We start from the raw sequence: 23126 nt of genomic DNA on the forward strand, positions 1-23126 counted from the left end.
CGCGCCCGACACCGGGCGCGGCCGGGTCAGCCGGACACCGGGTCCGGCCGGTCCAGGAGGGCACGAGCCCGGGCGAGCAGCGTCTCGAGCTCGTCGACACCGCACCAGACGCGGTCCCAGCCCCCTGCGAGCGCGGCGAGGGTGGCCGCCCGCTCGACGACGACCACGCTGTAGACGGCCGCGACCACGGGGGCCTGCGACCGGCTGGTCCCGGCCGCGACCAGGTGGGGGAGCGCCCGGCCCAGGCAGGCGTGGAGCTCGATCCCGGTCATGGAACCGACGCGGAGGCGCTCGACGCTGAACATCCAGTGGAAGGCGTCGAGGCCGGCGAGGACGTCGTCCTCCGCGGTCTCCCAGTCCCAGATCCACAGCCGGCCGGACCCGTCGCGCGCGGCGTTCCACGGGGTGAGGTCGCCGTGCCAGCGGGTCGCGACCGGGAGGTGCCCGGGGAGGGAGCACAGCTCGGAGAGGAGCTGCTCCGCCCGTCCGAGCAGGTCCGTCGTCCGGCGATCGGGCGAGCCCGCCCGCCTCTCGGCGAGCCGTCTCCCGAGGGCGCGGGCGTGGCCCGTGTCGCCCAGGCGAGCACGCCGGTGGACCGGGGTGAGGGCGTACATCTCCTGGGCGGTGGGCCACTGCGTCGTGGCGGCGACGGCCCTGACGTCGTCGGGCAGCGGCTCGGTGACCACCACGGCGTGGCCGTCCACGGCGACGTCGGCCAGCACGCGGGGTGTCCGGACCTGGCTCGCCCCTCCGTCCAGCGCGTGCAGGACCCGGCTCTCGGTGGTGACGAAGCCGTCGGTGAGCTCGTTCCACCCCACCTTGGCGTACCCGACCGCGTCACCGGTCGAGTCGACGAGCGACAGGGTGGCCTTGCGGTTCGCCCCCGAACGGACTCCCAGGCTGGCGAAGACCTCGCCCGCCCCGAGGGCCGCGCCGACCGACGCGAGCGGCAGGCGGGCCGCCGCGCTCGCCCGCGACCTGCGCGCCTGCACCGCCACGGTGTGGGGCGACAGGGGTGCGCCGGCTCGAGCCGCGGCGCCGAGCGCGGCCCGGGCGAGGTTGACGTGGCGCGGTCGGAGCCCCCGGTAGTTCAGGCAGGCCCCCGCCGTCACGGCGCGGCCAGCGGCGACGGGCAGCAGGAGGCGGGCCCGCGTCGCGCTCGGCACCAGCCAGTACCGCTCCAGGTCCTGCCACTCGTCGTCGGCCGCCTGACGGGTGACCCGGAGGTCGGGGTGCGAGACCGCGACGCCCCAGAGCTGCTCGCACAGCAGGTCGATCGGCGACATGAGCCTTCCCGTTCCTCTCGTGCTGCCGACCCGCGGGTACCGCGGTCGCGCGGTGGGCGCCGTCATCGTCCCACGGCTCGACCTCGACGCGCCGGCACGTCGAGGTCGAGCCGGCCCGTCACCGACGGGCCGGTCGACGCCACGGCAGTGGTCTACCCCACTTTGGTGGTGGGTGTGGAAAATGGTGTGGGGGGTGCTGCTGACTGGTAACGTCGCGAATGATATTGGGGGCTGCTCGTTCGCGAGCTGAAGCGGCGCCGCTGGCGCCGGGGGGATTCACGTGATGGTCAGATCATTCAGGTACGCCGTTTTGGCGGGCGCACTCGCCGCCGCCGCACTCATGGCGCCGGGGGTGTCGCCGTCGGCCAGTGCCGCGCCGGCCGATCCCGTGACGCTGGGCACCAGTGCGAGTCAGGCCGCCGGCTCCTGCTGGGAGATCAAGCAGGTGCGACCGGGCGCCACGGACGGCGCCTACTGGCTCCTCACGCCGGCCATGCTGGCCCCGCAGCAGTTCTACTGCGACATGACGACCGACGGCGGCGGTTGGGTCCTGGTCGGCAAGGGCCGCAACGGCTGGATCACCGACTACAACGGCATCGGACGTCCGTCCGACCTGCAGTCGCCCGACCTCGCCACCATGTCGGCCACCACCACCCAGCTGCCGTCCACGACGGTCGACGCCCTGCTCAACGGACAGCCGGTGAAGTCGCTGGCCGACGGCGTCCGTCTGCGACGGGCCACCAACGCCGCCGGCAGCACCTGGCAGGAGTCCAGGTTCAACCTCGCCAAGCGTGACCGGTGGGCGTGGACCTTCGGTGCCGTGCACCCGCTCGGTTCGTGGTCCTTCGACGGGGTCAACGGGTCGGGTGGCAACACCAGCAGCTACGGCAGCGACCAGGCCTTCCGCCGGGTCAACAACGTCCCGCAGACGAGCCAGGGCTTCGCCCAGGGCTTCGCCTTCGGGTCCGGCGTGGCCGGCTCGAACGCGAGCACGTCGTACCTCTGGTCGGCGTCCAACAACGGCGGGGGCGCGCTTCCCTACACCCAGGTCTACGTACGGCCCCGGGTGACCTCCAGCGACCCGGGCTTCACCGCGATCCCCGACTCGGGCACCGCGGCGAAGGCGCAGCCGCGCGTCGCCGCCAACGACGCGCTCGACTCCCCGTGGGGCGTCTCCGGCATCGCCGGATCGACGGCGCGGGAGGGTGCTGTCGAGGTGCAGGCCTTCACCCAGTCCGGCAACACCATGTACGTCGGCGGCAACTTCGCGCGCGTGACTCAGGAGGGCGGCGTCGGCGCCGTCAACCAGCCGTTCCTCGCAGCCTTCGACGTGACGACCGGTCAGTGGCTCTCCTCCTTCCGCCCCGCGCTCAACGAGCAGGTCCACGCCCTGGCCACGCTGCCCAGCGGCGAGGTCGTGGCCGGCGGCGACTTCACCTCGAGCAACGGCGCCGTGGTCGCCGGGGTGGTCGCGCTCAACCCCACCACCGGGGCGAACTCCACCACCTGGAAGGTGACGCCCGAGAACCGCCGCGAGATCCCGGCGGTGAGCATCTACACGCTCGAGGTCGGCGGTTCGCACCTCTACCTCGGCGGCATCTTCACCCACCTGACCGGGGGCACCCGGGTCTCGGCCGTCGCCGCCTGGAACATGGGTCGGGTCGCCCTGACCAACGGGACCACCGACAACGCCTGGAACCCGAAGCTCAACGGCACGGTGTCCTCGATCAGCTACAGCCCCGACGGCTCCCGGGTCTACGCCTCCGGCTTCTTCAACACCTCCAACGGCGTGGCGGCCAAGCGGGTCGCCGCCCTCTCGACGGCGTCCGGCGCCGCCCTCGTCACGCCCACCTGGAACCCGACGTGGAGCAGCACCAGCAAGGACTACCAGCGCTCGATCAAGGCGGTCGGCGACGACGTCTGGGTCGGCGGGTCCGAGCACAGCCTCTTCCAGTTCGACGCCGACAGCTTCGTGCGCAAGGCCGGCTACATCATGCAGCCGAAGGGCGACATCCAGGCGATCAACGAGGACCGGGGCGTCCTGTACGCCGGGTGCCACTGCAACAACTTCTCCTACGAGAACCAGTTCACCTGGCCCACGATCACGCCCGACTGGACCCAGTCCGACGCCATGAACTGGGTAGGGGCCTGGGACGCGACGACCGGGAAGATGATGCCGCAGTTCACCGCGACCCTGCTGATGCGTCTGGGCTCGGGTGTCTGGGCCATCGACAACGACACCGCCGGCAACCTCTGGGTGGGCGGGGACATCGTGGGCGCCCGCACCCAGACCCGGCGCTCCGGGTTCGCGGCGGGCTTCGCCCGGTTCCCGATGGTCGACTCGACGGCACCCACCAGGCCCGGCAACCTGACGTCCAGCAACGTCACGGCGACCACGGTCCGGCTCTCCTGGGGCGCGGCGAGCGACGATCGGGCGGGAGTCAGCTACCAGGTCCTGCGCGACGACCGCACGATCGCCACGACCACCCAGACGACGTTGACGGTGCCGCTGGGTGGGAGCGGACGCTTCTTCGTGCGAGCGGTCGACGCGGCCGGGAACGTGTCGGCGAGCAGCCCGGTGCGCATCGTCGGCGCCGGCGTCATCCGTCCGACGGCCGCGTTCTCGACGGCCACCACGGACCTGAAGGCCGACCTCGACGCGGGCGGGTCCTCCGACAGCGACGGCCAGGTCGCCGGCTACGCGTGGGACTACGGCGACGCGAGCACCGGCACCGGGCGGCTCTCCAGCCACACCTACGCGGCTCCCGGCACCTACACGGTGACCCTGACCGTGACCGACGACCAGGGCAACGTCAGCGACCCCGTCACCCAGGACGTCGTCGTGACGGCCGGGCCGGTGACGACCGCGGCGGTGGCGCGGGGGTCGAGCTGGGCGTGGCGCTACTCGAGCGACGCCGTCCCGGTGGGTTGGAACACCCGCACCTTCGACGCCTCCGGGTGGAACCAGGGCAACGGCACCCTCGGGTTCGGCTCGACACCGCTCGGCACGAACATCGACACGTTCGCCACGACGGCCGACCGGGCCCGCGCCGCGTACTTCACGAAGTCCTTCACGGTGCCCGACGCCTCGAAGGTGACGCGCCTGGTGCTCAACACCGTGGCTGACGACGGCGTCGTGGTGTACGTCAACGGCGTGGAGGTCGCCCGGTCCAACATGCCGGCCGGGACGATCACCGGCCAGACCTACGCCTCGTCGGCGCGGAACTCGAGCGTCGCGAACTCCGCACCGGTCGTGGTGGAGGTCCCGACGAGCCTGTTGGTCAACGGCACGAACGTCATCTCGGCGGAGACCCACCTGAACTTCCGGGCGACCCGCGACATGACCTTCGACCTCGACGCCTCGATCACCACCCGCGGCTGAGGGCCACCGCACCACCCGTGCTGCGGGGAGTCGTCCAGCCGGACGGCTCCCCGCAGGCGCGCGGAGCGGGCGTCCTCAGAGGATCTTGACGTAGGGCTCGCTCATCAGCCCGTTGAACTGGTCGGTGCTGGAGGCGATGATGCTTCCCTCGTGCGACAGCTTGCCGCCGATCGTCACCGGGACGGTCGGGTCGGCGAAGGCGACGGCGCCCACCGGCCCCGCCACCTGACGTGCCGTGGTCTCGTCGGTGTCGTGGTCGAGGACGAACACGGTGAGGGTGTCGCCGCTGCGGCGACACTGGACCGTGTACCAGTGACTCGGATCCATCACGAGGTCGGCTCGGACGATGAGCTCGCCGGCGTCCCCGCGGAGCAGGCACGCCGGGCGGTCCCCGTCGACCTCCGCCTTGAAGATCACGGAGTCGCTCGACAGCCCGCGCTGGATGATGTTGTCCCCGTTGTCGACCGCGCTGCCCTTGGAGACGGCGTCGATCCGCACGGTCGCGCCCCAGACCAGGTCGGCCGAACCGGGGTCGAGGTCGCCCGGATCGGCCGGCCGCAACCGGACGACGGCACGTGGGTACTCCGGGTCGGTCGTGAAGTCGGGGAAGTCGATGGCGCCGTCCGCGGCCCCGTCGGGTCCGGGGGCCCGGCCCAGCCGGCCCCCGTCGAGGGTGGATGCCTCGACGTCCGCCGGAGCCGAGCCCCGCTGGCGCAGCTCGTCGCCGGCCAGCGTCACCAGCACGTCGGGGTCGCTGGGGACGACCGGGCTCGCCACACCGGGCGGCGCGGACGAGCCCACGGCAGCCGGACCCGACGGAGGGGTCAGCACGTCACTGCCGCAGCCGGTCGTGAGCAGCAGCGCCACCGCCGGCACCGCACGGGCCACCGGGGCGGCGTACGGCACGGCCAGTCGTCGCAGGTGCACAGGTGGGGCCTTCCACGCCGACGCGCTCGGCGTCATCGGATCGCCGCGGTGTCCCGCCGCCCCACGATCCTATTCCGCGGAGGCGGAGATCGGGCTGGGGCGCACGCGAGGACGGGGCCGGCGCGAGGGGCGGACGGTCAGCCGCGGATCAACGCCCGCCAGGCGCGGATGGACGGTCGGTCCAAGAGCCGGAAGTCGACGGCGTCGATGCGGGAGTTGAAGTAGCACACGAAGGACACGCCGTGGGACTTGAAGTACCGGCCGGTGCGGGTGAGCCAGCGCGCCCTGCCCTGGCCGGCGTCGCCGCGCACGAGTCCGCTGCCGATCTCGGCGACACCCCACGGCTTGCCGGAGGCACGGGCCGCCTGGACCACCGACGCGAAGACGGTGGCGGGTCGCGGGTAGCTGGTGGGCTTCCCGTTGGCGTTGTTGTAGGGGTCGAAGGCCAGGACCGAGACGAACCGGTCGCCCGGGTAGTAGTCGCGCCAGTCGCGGCCCGACACGGGGTTCGTCGTCCAGGCCGTCAGGATCAGCGTGGGGAAGAGGTTCGGGCGGCACACCGCGGCGGCGAGCCGGGCCACGTGCTGGAAGGCGCGTCGGAACTTGCGGGCGCTGAAGGTGCGGTTGACGTCGATCTCCTTCTCGGGCTCGTGGAAGTAGCTCCAGAAGATCGGCTGCGAGGGAGCGTCCCGGAAGAACGCGGTGAGCCTGCTGTCGAAGACGCCCTTCAGCACGCGGCCGGGGGGCATGCGGAACGACGTCACCACCGGTGTCCCGTCCAGCACCGGGGCGCGGTTGGTCCAGGCGTCGGCCGGGGGCACGTTGCCGTCGAAGACGCGGACGATGGGCATCTCGGAGAACGTCCGCTCGCTCGCCTTGAAGGCGTCGGCGAAGCTCGTCGAGCCGGTCGAGAGGTGGACGCCGAACTTGGCGCCGTTGTTCTGGTAGGCGGGCGCGGTGGGACACCCGGCGGCGGGTCGGGCAGCGGCCGGAGCCACCTCGGCCAGCCCGGCGGCCGGAGGTGCCAGCGGCACGACGAGGAGGCCGAGCAGGGGCATCGCCGAGGTCAGCACGGCAGTGCGCATCAGGTGACGAGGGCGCATCGATTACTCCGAGCCGAGGTGAGTGCCCGGCGTACCCGGGAGAGACGTGGCGATGATAACGCCCGCACCCAACGGACCTCGGCCGTTCGCGAAGATGCCCCGGTCCGGCCCGGGGCGTCGCGGGCTGAATCTTTGCCTTCGTCGGCCCGAGGATCTGCTGCGCCCGGCCGCCGGTCGTCCTACCCTGGCGTGAGCAGCAGTCCCCTGATCGGCGCCGTCCGACTGGCGGCCCCGGGGCCTGTCCCGGGCTGCGTGGCGAAGGCTGGAGACGCGATGAGGACGAGAAGGCCCGGCGGGTGGATCCGGCTCGCGGTGGTGGGGCTCGCGATCGCCGGCGCGGTGTCGACGGTCTTCTCGGGAGTGGTGCTCGGGCCGGCCTCGGCGGCGACCGAGGTCGCGTCGTCGCCGTCCCCGTCGTGGCGGGTGAACGGCAGGGTCTACGCCGTCGAGATCGTCGGTGACACCGTGTTCGTCGGCGGCACGTTCACCACGGCGACGAGCCCGACCGGCCAGGTGCAGGCGCGCCTGAACCTCGCCGCGTTCGACGTCGAGACGGGGGCACTGCGCACGAGCTGGAGGGCGGACACCGGCGCCGCCGTGCGGGCGATCGTCAGCGACGGCACCTCGCTCTACGTCGGGGGCGCCTTCGGTCAGGTCGCGGGCCAGGCCCGCTCGCGACTGGCGAAGGTCTCCGTCGCGACCGGGGCCGTGGACCCCCTGTTCCGGCCGGCCGTGAACGACAACGTCCGCGCCCTCGAGATCGATGCGACGGGGGTGTACCTCGGCGGAGCGTTCACCCAGGTCAACGGGGTCCCGCGCAACCGGTTGGCGAAGGTGTCGTCCGGCAGCGGCGCCACCGACCCGTCCTTCGTCGCCAACGCCAACAACGCGGTGTGGGCCGTGGTGAGGAACCCGGTGTCGGGCGTGGTCTACGCGGCCGGGCAGTTCAGCGCCGTCAACGGCGTCGGCCGCAACGGCGTCGCCGCGGTGAGCTCGACGACGGGCGCGGTGAACGGGGTGGCGTTCGCCTCCTCCGCCCGCCCGACGCTCGGGCTGGCCGTCAACGCCAGTGGCACCCGGCTCTTCGGCGCCGGCGGCACCGGCGAGAACGCGGTGTCCGCCTGGAGCACGGCCACCGGCACCAGAGCGTGGCGGCAGGTCGCGATGGGCGACATCCAGGCCATCGAGGAGCACGACGGCACCGTCTTCTTCGGCTTCCACGACGGGTTCCAGGGAGACGCGACGTTGAAGCTCCTCGCCGCCGACGAGGCGACGGGCGCCGTCGACCCCACCTTCCGGGCACGGTTCAACAGCTTCTGGGGGGTCTTCGCCATCGGGGTCAGCGACGACGTGCTGGTCGCCGGGGGCGAGTTCACGGCCGTCTCCGGCGTCCCCGCCCAGGGCTTCGTCCGGTTCGCGGTCGTGAGCGACCCGCCGGCGACGCCGACCAGCTTCGTGGGCAGCACCACCCCGTGGCGCTACTGGGACCGCGGCACCCGGCCGAGCGGTTGGGAGACCGCCACCCACGACGACGCGGCCTGGCCCGTCGGCGGCTCGCAGCTCGGGTACGGCGACGGTGACGAGACCACCGTGGTCGGGTCCGGTCCCGGACCCCAGCGATTCGTCTCCACCTACTTCCGTACGACCTTCACGGCGTCCGCGATCCCACGGTCGGCGCGACTCGAGCTCCTGGCCGACGACGGCGCCGTCGTCTACCTGAACGGTGTCGAGGTGGTCCGCGACAACATGCCGGCCGGGCAGGTGGACAACGGCACCCGCGCCTCGTCGAACCGTTCCGGCACGGCCGAGAACACGTGGCGGGGCTTCGTCGTCCCGGCGGGGCTGATCGCGGCCGGGGTCAACGTCGTCGCCGTCGAGGTGCACCAGGACTCACCCTCGTCCTCCGACCTCGGCCTCGACCTGCGTCTGACGGGAGACGCCTAGACCGGGGGCGCCCGTCGGCCGCGCTCGTGGTGCCCTCGACGGGCGAGGTGCGGGTGACGTGCCCGCGGGCCGCGCTGTGGGCCGGGAGCCGCCGGACCTACCCTGGGGACGTGACCTACGAGCCCAGCACCGCACCCGAAGCCGCCGCCACCGACGACCACGTCCTGGCCGCCTGGTTGGCCGAGGAGGCCGGACGCCGGCTGCTCGACGTCCGCAGCCAGGGCCTCGAGGGACGCGAGCTCAAGGACGCCGGCGACCGGGCGGCGCACGTGCTGCTGATGGAGCTGCTGGCCGAGCACCGGCCCGGCGACGCCGTGCTGTCCGAGGAGGGCAAGGACGACAAGGTTCGCCTCGGCGCCGACCGGGTGTGGATCATCGACCCCCTCGACGGCACCCGCGAGTTCTCCGAGCCGCCGCGCGACGACTGGGCCGTGCACGTCGCGCTCTGGGAGTCGGCCGACGGCGGGGACCTGACCGCCGGAGCCGTGGGCCAGCCCGCCCTGGGGGAGACCTTCCACACCGGCCGGCCGCCCGTCGTCGCGCCGTCCACGAGCGAGAGCCCCCGGATCGCGGTGTCCCGCAGCCGGCCGCCGGAGTTCGTGCATGGCCTCGCCACCGAGCTCGACGCGCAGCTCGTGGCGATGGGCTCGGCCGGCGTCAAGGTGCTCTCGGTGGCCCGCGACGTCACCGACGCCTACGTCCACGCCGGCGGCCAGTACGAGTGGGACAGCGCCGCGCCCGTCGCGGTGGCCCGCGCCGCCGGGCTGTTCACCAGCCGGATCGACGGCTCGCCGCTGCGCTACAACCAGGACGACGTCTACCTGCCCGACCTCGTCGTGTGCCGCCCCGAGCTGGCCGACCGCATCCTCGCCTGGATCGCGGCCAACGGGGTCGAGTGACCGCGCCCGAGGTCCGGCACGTCCTGCTCGACGCCGACGGCGTCCTGCAGGACCTCCCCGGCGGCTGGTTCGACGGCGTCCGGCCGTGGCTCGGCGAGCGCGCCGAGGAGTTCATCCGCGAGTCCTGGCGCACCGAGCTGCCGTGCCTGCGGGGCGAGGGCGACTTCCTGGAGCACCTCACCGCGCACCTGCGGGCCTACGACGTCGACGTCCCGGTCGAGGAGGTCTTCGCCGCCGTGTGGCACTCGATCGAGCTGGTGCCGTCGTCGATCGAGCTGGTGCACCGACTGCGCCGAGCCGGGTACGGCGTCCACCTCGGCACCAACCAGGAGCGGCACCGGGCGGCGTACATGCGCACCACCCTCGGCTACGACGACCTGTTCGACGTCTCCTGCTACTCGTGGGAGCTCGGGGCGCTCAAGCCGGAACCGGCCTACTTCGAGCGGGCGCTCGAGCGGATCGGCGCCGAGCCGGGCGAGGTGCTGTTCGTCGACGACCGGCTCGACAACGTCGAGAGCGCGCGGTCGGTCGGGCTGGTCGGCGTCCACTGGACCTTCCTGGAGGGGCTCGACGAAATCGAGTCGCGCCTGGCCGAGCATGGTGTGAGGGTCGGGGCGTGACCTCCTTCATCTCGCACACGACCGTCGACTGCCGTGACGCCTACGCGCTCTCCGAGTGGTGGAAGCCGGTGCTCGGCTACGTCGACATCGACGGCGACCCCAACGAGCCCGGCCACGAGGAGTGCATGATCCGCGACCCCGACAGCGGTCACCAGCTGCTCTTCATCGAGGTGCCGGTCGCCGAGGGCACCGAGCTGCCGGGGAAGCGGATCCACTTCGACGTCGTCCCGCGCACGGGCACCCGCGACGAGGAGGTCGCCCGGCTGCTCGCCCACGGCGCCACCCAGGTCGCCGACCGGCGCGGGAAGTACGGCCCCGGCACCGGCTGGGTGACCCTCGCCGACCCCGAGGGCAACCAGCTGTGCGTGCTGCGCTCCGAGGCCGAGCGCGCCGCCACCTCCTGACCCACGCTGACCCGTCCGCGATAGGTGACGGGTCAGCGGTAGATCGACGGTGACCCGTCACCGATAGGTGACGGGTCAGCGTGCCCGGCGCCGACCCGTCGCCGATCGCTGACGGGTCGGCGGGGCGGGGGCACTAGGGTCGGGCCGTGACAGGGGTGCTCGCCGGGTTCGCGACGATCGCGGTGATCATCGGGTTCGGGATGGTGCTGGCGCACGCCGGGATCGTCGACGACGCCGGCCAGCGCACGCTGAGCGCGGTGGCGTTCTTCCTGGCCAGCCCGGCGCTGCTGTTCACCGTGCTGCAGGACAACGACGTCGGCCGGGTCTTCTCGGGCAACCTCGTGGCCATCGTGGGCGGGGTCGTGGTCACCGGGGCGGTGACGATCACGGTGGCCGTCGTGCGCCGCGAGGAGCTCGGCCGGGGCGTCATCGCGACCATGTGCTCGTCGTACTGCAACGCCGGCAACCTCGGCCTGCCGATCGCGGCCTACGCGCTCGGCGACGCGGCGCTGATCGCGCCGGTCCTGCTCCTGCAGCTGCTCGTGCTCCAGCCGCTCGCGCTGACGGTCCTGGACGTCGCCGCCAGCCCCGAGCGCCCGTCGCTCGGCCGGGTGCTGACCCGGCCGCTGACGAACCCGATCACCGTGGCCAGCGCCGCGGGTCTCGTCGTCGCGCTCAGCGGGGTCGAGGTGCCGGCCGCCGTCAACGACCCGCTCGCGCTCGTCGGCGCGATGGCGGTGCCCGCGATGCTGCTCGCCTACGGCGTCAGCCTGCGGCTCGGACCGCTCCCGGGCCGCGGCGTGCCGCCGGGCGAGCTCGGCCTCGCGGTCGGTCTCAAGCTCCTCGTCCAGCCGGCGGCGGCGTACGCCGTGGGCCTGCTGGTCGGGCTCGACGCCGGCGCGCTGCTGGCGGTCGCCGTCATCTCGGCGCTGCCGACGGCGCAGAACGTGTTCGTCCTCGCCGGCCGCTACCGACGGGCCGAGCTGCTGGCGCGCGACGCGATCTTCGTCAGCACGCTGGGCTGCGTGCCGGTGGTGATCGGGATCGTCGCGCTGCTCGCCTGATCCGGGAGCGATGAATCCGGCGGTTGTCGGCGGTCGTCCGTATCCTGTGGCGCGTCCCGCGACCGGGCGCCAGGAGGAGACGACAGATGACCGACCCGACCACCGGCGAGCACCCGGCCGACCGGCACGACCTGATCCGGGTGCAGGGCTCCCGGGTCAACAACCTGCAGGACGTCAGCGTCGAGATCCCGAAGCGGCGCCTCTCGGTGTTCACCGGTGTCTCGGGCTCCGGCAAGAGCTCCCTGGTCTTCGGCACGATCGCGGCCGAGTCTCAGCGGATGATCAACGAGACCTACAGCACCTTCGTCCAGGGCTTCATGCCGTCGCTCGCCCGCCCCGACGTCGACCACATCGAGGGCATCACCACCGCGATCCTCGTCGACCAGGAGCGGATGGGCGCCAACGCGCGCTCGACGGTCGGCACGGCCACCGACGCCAACGCGATGCTGCGGGTGCTGTTCAGCCGGATCGGCGACCCGTTCATCGGCCCGCCCACGGCGTTCGCCTTCAACGTGCCCACCCGCAGGGCCAGCGGCGTGATGACCTCGGCCACCGGGGAGAAGCAGGTCGTGCGCGACGCCGTCTACCTCGGTGGCATGTGCGCGGGGTGCGAGGGCCGCGGCACCGTCTCCGACCTCGACCTCACCGCGATCATCGACGAGAGCAGGTCGCTGGTCGACGGCGCCATCCTGGTCCCGGGCTACACCGCCGACGGCTGGATGGTGGCGCCCTACAAGGAGGTCGTGCCGCCCGACGTCCCGATCCGGGACCTCACCGCCGAGCAGCGCGAGACCCTGCTCCACAGCGAGCCGCAGAAGGTCAAGGTCGACAAGATCAACATCACCTTCGAGGGGCTGATCCCCAAGATCCGCAAGTCGATGTTCAGCAAGGACGTCGACTCGCTGCAGCCGCACGTCCGGGCCTTCGTCGAGCGGGCGGCCGTCTTCGCGGCGTGCTCGGCGTGCGACGGCACCCGGCTCAACGAGGCGGCCAGGTCGTCGAGGGTCGCCGGCCGGGGCATCGCCGAGGTCTGCGCCATGCAGATCACCGACGCCGCGGCGTGGGCCCGCGGCGTCACCGACGCGTCGGTGGCGCCGCTGGTGCGGAACCTCCTGCACCTCTTCGACTCCTTCGTCGAGATCGGGCTCGGCTACCTCTCCCTCGACCGGCCGGCCGGCACCCTGTCCGGCGGCGAGGCCCAGCGCACCAAGATGATCCGCCACCTCGGCTCCGCCCTCACCGACGTCACCTACGTCTTCGACGAGCCGACGATCGGGCTGCACCCGCACGACATCGAGCGGATGAACAACCTGCTCCTCGAGCTGCGCGACAAGGGCAACACCGTGCTCGTCGTCGAGCACAAGCCCGAGACGATCCGGATCGCCGACCACGTCGTCGACCTCGGCCCGGGGGCCGGCACCGGCGGCGGCACGATCTGCTTCGAGGGCGACGTCGAGGCGCTGCGCGGCTCCGACACGCTCACCGGTCGCCACCTCAGCTACCACGCCGCACTCAGGAGCGAGGTCCGCGCCCGCACCGGGGTCCTCGAGATCCGCGGGGCATCGACCCACAACCTGCGCGACGTCGACGTCGACGTGCCGCTCGGTGTCCTGTGCGTCGTCACCGGCGTCGCCGGGTCGGGCAAGAGCTCGCTGATCCACGGCTCGGTCGCGGGGCGCGACGGCGTCGTCGTCATCGACCAGAGCGGCATCAAGGGCTCGCGCCGCAGCAACCCGGCGACGTACACCGGGCTGCTCGAGCCGATCCGCAAGTCCTTCGCCAAGGCCAACGGCGTCAAGCCGGCCCTGTTCAGCGCCAACTCGGAGGGGGCCTGCGAGAGCTGCAAGGGCAACGGGATGATCTACACCGAGCTCGGGTTCATGGAGACCGTCGCGACGCTGTGCGACGAGTGCGGCGGCAAGCGGTTCCAGGCCTCCGTGCTCGAGCTGCGCCTCGGTGGCCTCAACATCGCCGACGTGCTCGACCTGCCGGTGGCCGAGGCCTACGCCTTCTTCGCCTCGGGCGAGGCGAAGACCCCCGCGGCCGCGTCGATCCTGCAGCGGATGGACGACGTCGGGCTCGGCTACCTCCGGCTCGGCCAGCCGCTCAACACCCTGTCGGGCGGCGAGCGGCAGCGGCTCAAGCTGGCGATGCGGATGGGGGAGAAGGGCGGCGTCTACGTCCTCGACGAGCCGACCACCGGCCTGCACCTCGCCGACGTCGACAACCTCCTGCGGCTGCTCGACCGGCTCGTCGAGTCCGGCAAGTCGGTCATCGTCATCGAGCACCACCAGGCCGTGATGGCGCACGCCGACTGGATCATCGACATCGGTCCCGGCGCCGGCCACGACGGCGGCACGGTGGTCTTCGAGGGGTCCCCGGCCGACCTGGTCGCCGACGGCTCGACCCTCACCGGGCAGCACCTCGCGGCGTACGTCGGCGAGGGCTGAGCGGCGTCGCCTCGCAGGGCGACGCGGAGCCTCACCCGGCGAAGACGGTGTCCTCCTGGTCGGGGATGACCGTGCCGTCGTCGCGCCGCGCCGGGCGCTCGCGGCCGCGCGGGCCGAGGGCGGCGGTGGTCGAGCACGGGTAGGGCTCGTCGAGCTGCGGCAGGGGCTGGATGAACATCGGGTTGATCGCCCAGCGCCGATCACCGGTGGCGTCGCCGTCGTAGGCGACGCACATCAGCTCCGCGGAGTTACGGTTGAGGACGACGTGCACGCCCGTCGCGTCCTTGACCATCGAGACGTCGGTGGTCGCGTCGCCGCCGGCCAGGACCGGGCGGAGCGCGCGCGGCATCGGGCGCAGCGCCCGCGGGCCGTCCACCCCGAGCACCCGCTTGTTGATGAAGCACCGCTTGCCGTCGACGTAGGTCATGATCGCGTCGGCGCCGTCGGGGATGCCGCCGCAGCCCTCGAGGTGGCCGTTGAGCCGGCCGCGGGTGGTCAGCTGCGAGACCCCGATCGTGTGCGCGCGGTCGATGCCGAGGCCGCCGCCCCACACGTCGGCGAACTCCTTCGGCGAGGCCGACACGATCCACGGCTCGATCCCGGCCCGCTCCAGCGTGCGCACCAGGTCCCTCATCTCCGGGTAGTAGCGGATCCACGCGGTCTGGCGGGTCGACCCGACGCGCTGGGTCGCGCCGATCGGCGCCTCGAGGGCGGCGGTGCGAGCGCGGGCCGCGAGGCGTCGTACCTCGGCGGGGCGGTAGCCCTGGAGCACCTGGCCGACCCAGGCGTACATCGCCTCCATCCGGCGGTGGTGGTAGCCGGCGAAGACCTCCTCGCCGGTGGTCGTCGTCTGCTCCTTGCGGACCGAGAGGATCTCGTCGGCGCACCGGGCGTCGGTGCGGGTCGGGAGCGGCTCACCCGGCCGGGCCAGGGAGCCGCACGCCCGGCGCAGGGCCCGAGCGCCGGCGTCGGTCATGTAGCGGCTCGTCGCCCGCCAGTTGCGGCCCGGCGGCTGCAGGATCTTGTCGTGGCCGAGCATCCAGAAGATCGTCTGGTCGGAGATGTCGTTCTTGATCAGGGTGTTGTCGAAGTCGAAGACCGCGTACGGGCGCTGCCGCGGCGCCCGCCCGCCCGGCCACGAGCAGCGGCCGCGGCGGTCGATGACGCGCTGGATCAGCTCGGCGTTGTCGCCGTACCAGCGCTCGGCGAGGCGCAGCTGCGGACAGCGCGCCGCGGTGGGCGCGGTGCCGGCCGCGGTACGGGCCGCGGCGGACGGCCGCACGTCGGGCGTGCGAGCGGTGCCGGGCGTGGCGGTGCCGGGCGTGGCGGTGAGGGTGGCGCCGAGGACGGCGGCGAGGATGCCGGCGACCACGAGGCCTAGACGGGGACGACGCATGAGGAGTACCTCCCGAGAGTGAAGCGTCCTCCGACCGTCCCACATTGCGCGGAGCCTGGCTACGCCCGACGCGGGACGAGCCCGGGGCGGCCGACTACGAGGTCACCCGGAGGATCTGGTCGTCCTCCGCGGCGGGCGTGCCGCGGCCGTCACGGTTGCTCGTGGTGACCCAGAGAGCCCCGTCCGGGGCCACCGCGACGGTGCGCATCCGGCCGTAGCGGCCGATGAAGAAGGCGTTCGGGTCCACGGCGCGGCGGCCGTCGAGCGTCACCCGCCACAGCCGTTCGCCCTTGAGGGCCGCCATCCACAGCGATCCGTCGGCGTGGGCGAGACCGGACGGCGACGCGTCGTCGGTGTCCCAGGTCTGCAGCGGGTCGACGTACTCGGGGGCACCGCCGGCGCCCTCGACCTCCGGCCAGCCGTAGTTGCCTCCGGCGCGGATCAGGTTGAGCTCGTCGGTCTCCTGGTCACCGAACTCCGAGGCCCACAGCCGGCCCTGGTCGTCGAAGGCGAGCCCCTGGATGTTGCGGTGGCCGTAGGAGTAGACCGGGGAGTCGAACGGGTTGCCGGGCGCGGGGTCGCCGTCGGGCGTCAGGCGCAGCACCTTGCCGCCGAGGGAGTCGCGGTCCTGCGCCAGGCCCGGCTCGCCGGACTCCCCGGTGGAGACGTAGAGCAGTCCGTCGGGGCCGAACTCGAGCCGGCCGCCGTCGTGGATGAAGCCGTTGGGGATGCCGTCGAGGAGCACCTCGAGGTCGTCGCCGAGCCGGTCGTCGCGCAGCTCGGTGCGCACGACGCGGTTGTCGTCGGCGGTGGTCAGGTAGAGGTAGACGAGGGCGTCGTCCTCGAACGTCGGCGACAGCGCGACGCCGAGCAGGCCGTCCTCGGCGCCGCCGCCCGTCGGTTCGGCCGCCTCGACGACGCCGAGCTCGGTGACGTCGCCCTCGGGCGTCACGCGGAGCACCCGGCGGGTGTCGCGCTCGGTGACGATCGCGCTGCCGTCGGGGAAGAAGTCGATGCCCCAGGGCACCTCGAGGCCGGTGACGATCGCCTCGGCCTCGGGCGGTCCCGAGGGCGCGCCCGCGGTGGGGTCGCCCGTCGGGGTGCCTGTCGGGGTGCCCGTCGGGGTGCCCGTCGGATCGCCGGTGGGGTCGCTCGCCGGCCCGGTCGGGCTCGGTGCGGCCGAGGTCGACGAGGCGGCGTCGTCCGGGCCGTCGTCCCCGCCGCCGCACGCCGCCAGCAGCAGGACGCCGGTGGTCAGGGTCGCCAGGAGTGGCGTCGTGCGCCGCCGCACGTCGTCAGCCGACCTTCGCGAGGAAGTCGCGCAGCAGCGCGTGGACCCGGGCGGGCTGCTCCATCTGCACGAAGTGCGACGTCGCCAGCTCGACGTACTCCGCGTCCTGCATCCGCGCCGCCGCGGTGGCCATGTCGCGCGATCCGGCGAGGACGTCGTAGCGGCCGGCGACGAAGAACGCCGGCACCTCGATGCCGCTCAGCGACACGCGGGCGTGGCGCGAGGTGCTCAGCGCGAGGTGGAAGTACCAGTCGAGCGGGGTGGTGAGGAACTCCTTGACCCCCATCGCGGCGAGCACCGGGTCGCGCACCGGCAGCATGAAGCCCGTGTGGGAGAGCGCCGCGATGGCGCGCGGTCCGATCGGCAGCGACCGTGCCACCGGCGAGAGCGCCCGGCCGGCCACCGCCATCGCCCGCGACAGCGACACCGTCACCGCCCGCGCCACCACGTGCGGCACGTGCAGCGGGCCGAGCATCGTGGCGAACGTGTCACCCGGCACGCCGGCCACCGCGAACAGCCCGGCCACCCGCTCGGGCTGTCGCACCGCCATCTCGAACATCGTGTTGACCCCCATCGACCACCCCATCAGCACCGCCCGGTCGATGCCGAAGTGATCCATCACCGAGAGACCGTCCTCGACGAAGTGCTCGATCTCGACGTGGCCCGGGTCGCGCGGCCGCTCGGACCCGCCGACCCCGCGGTGGTTCCACGAGACCACCCGGACCCCGCAGCCGGGGTCGAGCAGCGCCGGCCAGCACCACGGGTTCGTGCCGAGCCCGTTGCACAGCACGACGGTCGGCGCACCGGCGGCGGCGAGGGTGCCGTCGGGGTCGTTGGTCCAGGCACGGAGGTGGGTGCCGTCGTCGGAGAGGACGTCGCGGAACTGCAGCGACCACGGCCCCGACGTGGGGGTGACGGCTCGCGAGGGAGAGGTCGGCATGCGGTGATTGTGCCCCGTCGACGGTGCTGCGCGACGTCGCGTCACCGGCGCGGTGCTCGCTCAGTGCCCGGCTCGGTGCTCCGGGTCGGTGCGGTCGGTGTGGTCGGTGTGGTCGGCCGGGCGGGTAGCCAGGAAGTCGGCGACCTCCTGCCGCTCGACGCGTCGCTGCGCGCAGGAGGTGGTGGCCACCATCGCGTTGCGGCGTGCCCGCTGCTGGGAGGAGACCGGCCAGTCACGCACGATCTGGACCAGCGCCCGCAACGGGCTGCCGGCGCTGGAGGAGTGGGCCATGGCCCCGACGCTACGCCGACGACGCCCCGGGGGCACCACCTCGACGTGACACCTGCGTGAAGCAGCTGCGTGGGACCGGCTCGGAGGGCGGCGAGCGGAACGCTCAGTCGGGCACGGGATCGGCCAGGGTGCCGCGCTGCCGGGTCGCGCCGACGCTGGCCGCGATGACGCACGCGATCGCCAGCCACTGCACGGGCGACAGCCGCTCGTCGATCACGAGCAGACCGGCCAGGGCGGCGGCGGCCGGCTCGAGGCTCATCAGGATCCCGAACACCGCCGGCCGGATGCTGCGCAGGGCGATCAGCTCGCAGCTGTAGGGCACCACCGAGCTCAGCAGCCCGACCGCCGCGCCGAGGAGCAGGATCCGTGGGTCGAGCAGGCCGTCGGTCGCGTCGTCGGTGAGCAGCAACGGCGTCAGCAGCACCACGGCGACAACGCTGCCGAGCGCGAGTCCGTCGAGGCCGTCGTACCGGCGCCCGACCGAGCCGGCCAGGAGGATGTACGACGCCCACGCCGCCCCGGCGAGCAGGGCGAACAGGACCCCGAGCACGTCGAGGTCGGCACGCTCCGCGCCGAGCAGCGCGACGCCGGCGGCCGCGAGCGCGACCCAGACCAGGTCACGCGCCCGGCGCGAGCCGAGGACCGCGAGCGTGAGGGGGCCGATGAACTCGACGGTGACCGCGATGCCGAGCGGGATGCGCTGGAAGGACTGGTAGATCGCCCAGTTCATCAGGCCGAGACTGGCGCCGTACCCGAGGACGGCGAGCAGGTCGGCGCGCGAGCGGACGTGGAGGCGGGGCCGGGCGATGGCGACGAGCACCACCGCGCTGGTGGCCAGGCGCAGCCAGACGATCGTCGTCGGGCTGACCTCGTCGAAGAGGGACTTGGCGATGCTCGCGCCGAGCTGCACCGAGGCGATGCCGACCAGCACCAGCACGATGGGGGACGGTCGTGGCACCCGCACACTGTAGGAGGGCGCGCCCGGGGTGCCGGGACGGCGTCCTCGGCCCGCCCCCGACCCGACGAGGGCGCCGAGGCGGGGCCCCGGGCCGGCTCACGGCGGTGGCCGAGGCCTGAACCCGACGCCCGATCGTCGGCGCCGCGTCCTATCCTCGGGGCATGGACGACGCCCCCGCTCAGCCGCAGCACCCCGACATCAAGCCCCGCTCGCGCGACGTCACCGACGGCCTCGAGAAGGCCGCCGCGCGTGGGATGCTCCGGGCGGTCGGCATGGGCGACGACGACTGGGTGAAGCCGCAGATCGGCGTCGCCTCGTCGTGGAACGAGATCACCCCCTGCAACCTCTCCCTCGACCGGCTGGCCAAGGCCGTCAAGAACGGCGTCCACGCCGCCGGCGGCTACCCGCTCGAGTTCGGCACCATCTCGGTCTCCGACGGCATCTCGATGGGCCACGAGGGCATGCACTTCTCGCTGGTCTCCCGCGAGGTCATCGCCGACTCCGTCGAGACGGTGATGATGGCCGAGCGCCTCGACGGCTCGGTGCTGCTCGCCGGCTGCGACAAGTCGCTGCCCGGCATGATGATGGCCGCCGCGCGCCTCGACCTCTCCTCGGTCTTCCTCTACGCCGGCTCGACCATGCCCGGCCAGGTCGACGGTCACGACGTCACGATCATCGACGCCTTCGAGGCCGTCGGTGCGTGCCTGGCCGGCAAGATCACCCGCGAGGAGGTCGACCGCATCGAGCGCGCGATCTGTCCCGGTGAGGGCGCCTGCGGCGGGATGTACACCGCCAACACGATGGCGGCGGTGGCCGAGGCGATCGGCATGTCGCTGCCCGGCTCGGCCGCGCCGCCGGCCGTCGACCGCCGCCGCGACGGGTTCGCCCACCGCTCCGGCGAGGCCGTCGTCAACCTGCTGCGCCTCGGCATCACCGCGCGCCAGATCATGACCAAGGAGGCCTTCGAGAACGCGATCACCGTGGTGATGGCGCTCGGCGGCTCCACCAACGCCGTCCTGCACCTGCTGGCGATGGCCCGCGAGGCCGAGGTCGACCTCACCCTCGACGACTTCAACCGGGTCGGCGACAAGGTGCCGCACCTCGCCGACCTCAAGCCGTTCGGTCGCTACGTGATGAACGACGTCGACAAGATCGGCGGCATCCCCGTGGTGATGAAGGCGCTCCTCGACGCCGGCCTCATGCACGGCGACTGCCTCACCGTCACCGGCAGGACCATGGCCGAGAACCTCGAGGCCCTCGCGCCGCCGGCGCTCGACGACGACGTCATCCGCAGCCTTGACCGGCCGATCCACGCCACCGGCGGCCTGACCATCCTCAAGGGCTCGCTCGCCCCCGAGGGCGCGGTCGTCAAGTCGGCCGGCTTCGACGAGTCCGTCTTCTCCGGCACCGCCCGGGTCTTCGACGGCGAGCGCGCCGCGATGGACGCCCTCACCGAGGGCAAGATCGGTGCCGGCGACGTCGTCGTCATCCGCTACGAGGGCCCCAAGGGCGGCCCCGGCATGCGCGAGATGCTCGCCATCACCGGCGCCATCAAGGGCGCCGGCCTCGGCAAGGACGTGCTGCTCCTCACCGACGGCCGATTCTCCGGCGGCACGACGGGCCTGTGCGTCGGGCACGTCGCCCCCGAGGCGGTCGACGGTGGGCCGATCGCGTTCGTGCGTGACGGCGACCCGATCACCCTCGACGTCCTCAACCGGACCCTCGAGGTCGAGATCGACCCCGACGACCTCGAGTCCCGCAAGGTCGGGTGGGAGCCGAACCCGCCGAAGTACACCCGCGGCGTGCTCGGCAAGTACGCCCGCACGGTCGCCTCGGCGGCGCACGGCGCCGTCACCTCCTGAGCGGCCCGGCGAGGACCACGACCGTGCTGACCCGCGAGGGCCGCGGGGTGCTCGGCGCCCTGGCGGCGATCCTCGTGCTGATCCTGCTGGCCGGCGTCGTCCGCCTCACCGACGACGACGCCGCGTCGGCGCGGCCCGACGGGTCGGCTCCCTCGGCGTCCGCGGCGCCCGCGGGGCCCTCGGGGGGCGCCTCGACGTCAGGGGTCCCCTCACCGAGCCCGAGTGCGCCGGTCGCGACGCCGGATCCGCCGCCGGAGCCTGCGACGCCGCCGCCCGGGCGGCGGGTCTTCGCCGACGGCCGGATGCTGGTGGCCTACTACGGAACCGGTCAGACCGCGTCGCTCGGGGTGCTCGGCGAGTCCGACCCCGACACGATGCACCGGCGGCTGATGCGCGAGGCGCGGCGCTTCGCCCGCCCCGGTCGCCCCGTCCAGCCGGTCTACGAGCTCATCGTCACCGTCGCCGACGGTGTGCCCGGCCCCGACGGCGACTACAGCCACGACGTCCCGCGGGCCGTCGTCGAGCGCTACCTGCGCGCCGCCCGCCGGCACGACGCGCTGCTGCTGCTCGACATCCAACCGGGCCGGTCGACGTTCCCCGAGGTGGCTCGGCGCTGGGCGTGGGCGCTGCGCGACCCGTCGGTCGGCCTCGCGCTCGACCCGGAGTGGCGGATGGGTCCGCGGCAGGTGCCCGGCCGGGTGATCGGGTCCGTGCGGGGCGCCGAGGTCGACCGGACCGCGGCCTGGCTGGCGCGGCTGCGGGCCGGGGAGGACCTGCCCGAGAAGCTGTTCGTCCTCCACCAGTTCCGTCGCGAGATGATCTCCGACATCGACCGGGTCCGGCCCCGGCCCGGGCTGGCGATGGTCCAGCACGTCGACGGCTTCGGCACCCCGGGACAGAAGCTCGCGACGTACCACCACGTCGCCCGGCCGCGGCAGTTCCGGATGGGGTTCAAGCTCTTCTACGACGAGGACGTGCGCCGGATGCCGGCCGACGCCGTGCACCGCATCCGCCCCGAGGTGCGGTTCGTCAGCTTCCAGTAGGTGCGTCCCCGCTGCGGGCTCCTCGTGGGCCCGGGGGTGCGTCGGTCCGTGCGTCGGTCAGAAGTAGTCGCGGACGTGGACGGGGCGACCGCTGAGAGCGGCGTCGAGGACGAGGTCGTGCTCGCGCGGGCCGGTGAGGTGGCTGGTCAGGCGGAGGTTGCCGCACGACTGGGCGCCGGCGTACAGCATCGCCAGGCCCTGGGGCGTGAAGGTGGGGACGTGGCCGTCGGTGCTCGTGCGGGTGCACCGGCCGGGGCCGTCGCCGAGGGTCAGGCGGTAGGTCCCGTCGGTGCTGCCGAACCGGTCGCCGGCGACGGCGAAGCCGACGTCCGCGGCCAGACCCGGGACGACGACCCGGCGGGCGTCGAGGGCGCCGACGACGTCGCAGACGCGGAGCATGTAGGGGTGTCGCTCGACCAGGTCCCACGTGGACGTGCCGAGGACGAGCCGCGCCGGGTCCTGGCCCGAGGTCTGCACCCGGACGTGGCCGGTCACCGACGAGAACGTCGCGAACATCGACCACAGCGCGCGGTAGCCGTCGAGGGTGGTGGCCAGCAGGTCGTGGACGGTGATGCTGGCGGTGGCGTCGTAGCCGTGGCCGCGGTCCCAGGCGGCGTAGCCGACGACGCGGTCGTCGGCGTCGACCGCGAGGGTGACGGCGTCGTGCTCGCCGAGCACCTCCTCGTCGGTCTCCGCGTAGGCCGGGCCGGTGCGCGTCAGGGGGCCGTTCTGCTCGGCCGCCCACGCGGCGTACAGCGCCCGGACCACCGGGACGTCGGCCACGGTGGCCCGGCGGGTGCGGGTGGCCGTCGGCGGCCGGACCCGCGCCAGCTCGGCGGTCGGGACCGACGCGACGTCGTAGGAGCCGACGAGCTCGTAGCCGAGCGAGCGGTAGATGCCGTTGGCGGTCGGGTAGAGCGTCGAGACCACCTCGCCCAGCCCCGCGGCCTCCTCGAGCACCGCGGCGAACAGCTCGCCGAGCAGGCCGCCGCCGCGCTCCTCGGCCGCGACCGCCACCGACGCGATCCCGGACGTCGGCACCCGGGCGCCCCCGAACCACGACGCGAACGGGTACGCGGCGACCCGGCCCAGCAGCCGGCCGTCGTGGAAGGCACCCCACACGCGCCGGTTCGTCGCCTCGGTCGTCGGCCGGGCCGGTGCCGGCGTGCCGGGCGGGAGGCTCCCGAAGGCCTCCTTGCCCAGGGCCATCGTCTGGTCGAAGTCGTCGAGGGTCAGGCGGCGGATCTCCACGTCGCAGGTCTACCG

General features: G+C 73.3%; 18 protein-coding genes. 9 read left to right on the plus strand and 9 right to left on the minus strand.

Annotation, left to right across the window (positions count from 1 at the left end):
• Positions 1 to 26: 26 nt before the first annotated feature.
• Entirely contained in the window at positions 27 to 1286 is a 1260-nt protein-coding gene (locus E4623_RS14520) for a hypothetical protein (RefSeq protein ID WP_134767273.1), read from the minus strand.
• Positions 1287 to 1674: 388 nt separating this feature from the next.
• Here E4623_RS14520 and E4623_RS14525 point away from each other — a divergent pair, with 388 nt between their 5' ends.
• Positions 1675 to 4668: a fibrinogen-like YCDxxxxGGGW domain-containing protein gene (locus E4623_RS14525; RefSeq protein WP_167736650.1), complete on the plus strand. Its 2994-nt coding sequence runs from the start codon at positions 1675 to 1677 to the stop codon at positions 4666 to 4668.
• Between the two features lie 75 nt (positions 4669 to 4743).
• Here E4623_RS14525 and E4623_RS14530 read toward each other — a convergent pair whose 3' ends face one another.
• On the minus strand, positions 4744 to 5595 hold the full coding sequence (locus E4623_RS14530; protein WP_134767275.1) for a hypothetical protein: 852 nt from the start codon (positions 5593 to 5595) through the stop codon (positions 4744 to 4746).
• Between the two features lie 137 nt (positions 5596 to 5732).
• The gene (locus E4623_RS14535) at positions 5733 to 6680 is read right to left on the minus strand and encodes a hypothetical protein (RefSeq protein ID WP_134767276.1); all 948 of its coding nucleotides are present in this window, start codon (positions 6678 to 6680) and stop codon (positions 5733 to 5735) included.
• A 291-nt stretch (positions 6681 to 6971) separates the two neighbouring features.
• Between E4623_RS14535 and E4623_RS14540 the strand changes: the two genes are divergently transcribed.
• From E4623_RS14540 to E4623_RS14565, 6 genes are all read left to right on the plus strand, one after another.
• Positions 6972 to 8642, plus strand: a complete 1671-nt coding sequence (locus E4623_RS14540) for a hypothetical protein (protein ID WP_134767277.1) — start codon at positions 6972 to 6974, stop codon at positions 8640 to 8642.
• Between the two features lie 110 nt (positions 8643 to 8752).
• Positions 8753 to 9541 (plus strand): 3'(2'),5'-bisphosphate nucleotidase CysQ, encoded by a 789-nt coding sequence (locus E4623_RS14545; RefSeq protein ID WP_134767278.1) that lies wholly within the window; start codon positions 8753 to 8755, stop codon positions 9539 to 9541.
• A complete protein-coding gene (locus E4623_RS14550; RefSeq protein WP_134767279.1) occupies positions 9538 to 10161 on the plus strand; it encodes an HAD-IA family hydrolase in 624 nt (207 codons plus the stop codon). The genes E4623_RS14545 and E4623_RS14550 overlap by 4 nt, the downstream gene beginning before the upstream one ends.
• Complete coding sequence (locus E4623_RS14555) at positions 10158 to 10565, plus strand: VOC family protein (RefSeq protein WP_134767280.1); 408 nt, start codon at positions 10158 to 10160, stop codon at positions 10563 to 10565. The genes E4623_RS14550 and E4623_RS14555 overlap by 4 nt, the downstream gene beginning before the upstream one ends.
• A 146-nt stretch (positions 10566 to 10711) precedes the next feature.
• Positions 10712 to 11629 (plus strand): AEC family transporter, encoded by a 918-nt coding sequence (locus E4623_RS14560; RefSeq protein ID WP_134767281.1) that lies wholly within the window; start codon positions 10712 to 10714, stop codon positions 11627 to 11629.
• Positions 11630 to 11715: 86 nt separating this feature from the next.
• Positions 11716 to 14079 (plus strand): excinuclease ABC subunit UvrA, encoded by a 2364-nt coding sequence (locus tag E4623_RS14565; protein ID WP_134767282.1) that lies wholly within the window; start codon positions 11716 to 11718, stop codon positions 14077 to 14079.
• Positions 14080 to 14110: 31 nt separating this feature from the next.
• Here E4623_RS14565 and E4623_RS14570 read toward each other — a convergent pair whose 3' ends face one another.
• From E4623_RS14570 to E4623_RS14590, 5 genes are all read right to left on the minus strand, one after another.
• Positions 14111 to 15475 (minus strand): haloacid dehalogenase-like hydrolase, encoded by a 1365-nt coding sequence (locus E4623_RS14570; protein ID WP_134767283.1) that lies wholly within the window; start codon positions 15473 to 15475, stop codon positions 14111 to 14113.
• Between the two features lie 94 nt (positions 15476 to 15569).
• On the minus strand, positions 15570 to 16766 hold the full coding sequence (locus tag E4623_RS14575) for a PQQ-dependent sugar dehydrogenase (RefSeq protein WP_245155082.1): 1197 nt from the start codon (positions 16764 to 16766) through the stop codon (positions 15570 to 15572).
• 4 nt (positions 16767 to 16770) lie between these two features.
• Positions 16771 to 17706: an alpha/beta hydrolase gene (locus E4623_RS14580; RefSeq protein WP_134767284.1), complete on the minus strand. Its 936-nt coding sequence runs from the start codon at positions 17704 to 17706 to the stop codon at positions 16771 to 16773.
• A 60-nt stretch (positions 17707 to 17766) separates the two neighbouring features.
• Positions 17767 to 17997 carry a hypothetical protein gene (locus E4623_RS14585; RefSeq protein ID WP_134767285.1) on the minus strand — a complete coding sequence of 77 codons (231 nt, stop codon included), beginning with the start codon at positions 17995 to 17997 and terminating at the stop codon, positions 17767 to 17769.
• A 103-nt stretch (positions 17998 to 18100) separates the two neighbouring features.
• Positions 18101 to 18955 (minus strand): EamA family transporter, encoded by an 855-nt coding sequence (locus E4623_RS14590; RefSeq protein WP_245155083.1) that lies wholly within the window; start codon positions 18953 to 18955, stop codon positions 18101 to 18103.
• A 161-nt stretch (positions 18956 to 19116) separates the two neighbouring features.
• Here E4623_RS14590 and ilvD point away from each other — a divergent pair, with 161 nt between their 5' ends.
• Positions 19117 to 20817: a dihydroxy-acid dehydratase gene (gene ilvD, locus E4623_RS14595; protein ID WP_134767286.1), complete on the plus strand. Its 1701-nt coding sequence runs from the start codon at positions 19117 to 19119 to the stop codon at positions 20815 to 20817.
• Positions 20818 to 20840: 23 nt separating this feature from the next.
• Positions 20841 to 21860: a hypothetical protein gene (locus tag E4623_RS14600; RefSeq protein ID WP_134767287.1), complete on the plus strand. Its 1020-nt coding sequence runs from the start codon at positions 20841 to 20843 to the stop codon at positions 21858 to 21860.
• 57 nt (positions 21861 to 21917) lie between these two features.
• Here the strand turns inward: E4623_RS14600 and E4623_RS14605 are convergent, their stop codons facing one another.
• Positions 21918 to 23111 carry a GNAT family N-acetyltransferase gene (locus E4623_RS14605; RefSeq protein WP_134767288.1) on the minus strand — a complete coding sequence of 398 codons (1194 nt, stop codon included), beginning with the start codon at positions 23109 to 23111 and terminating at the stop codon, positions 21918 to 21920.
• Positions 23112 to 23126 lie beyond the last annotated feature (15 nt).

Origin of the sequence: Nocardioides sp. 1609 (genome assembly GCF_004522105.1) — a bacterium.
In the GTDB taxonomy this organism is placed as follows: Bacteria; Actinomycetota; Actinomycetes; order Propionibacteriales; family Nocardioidaceae; genus Nocardioides.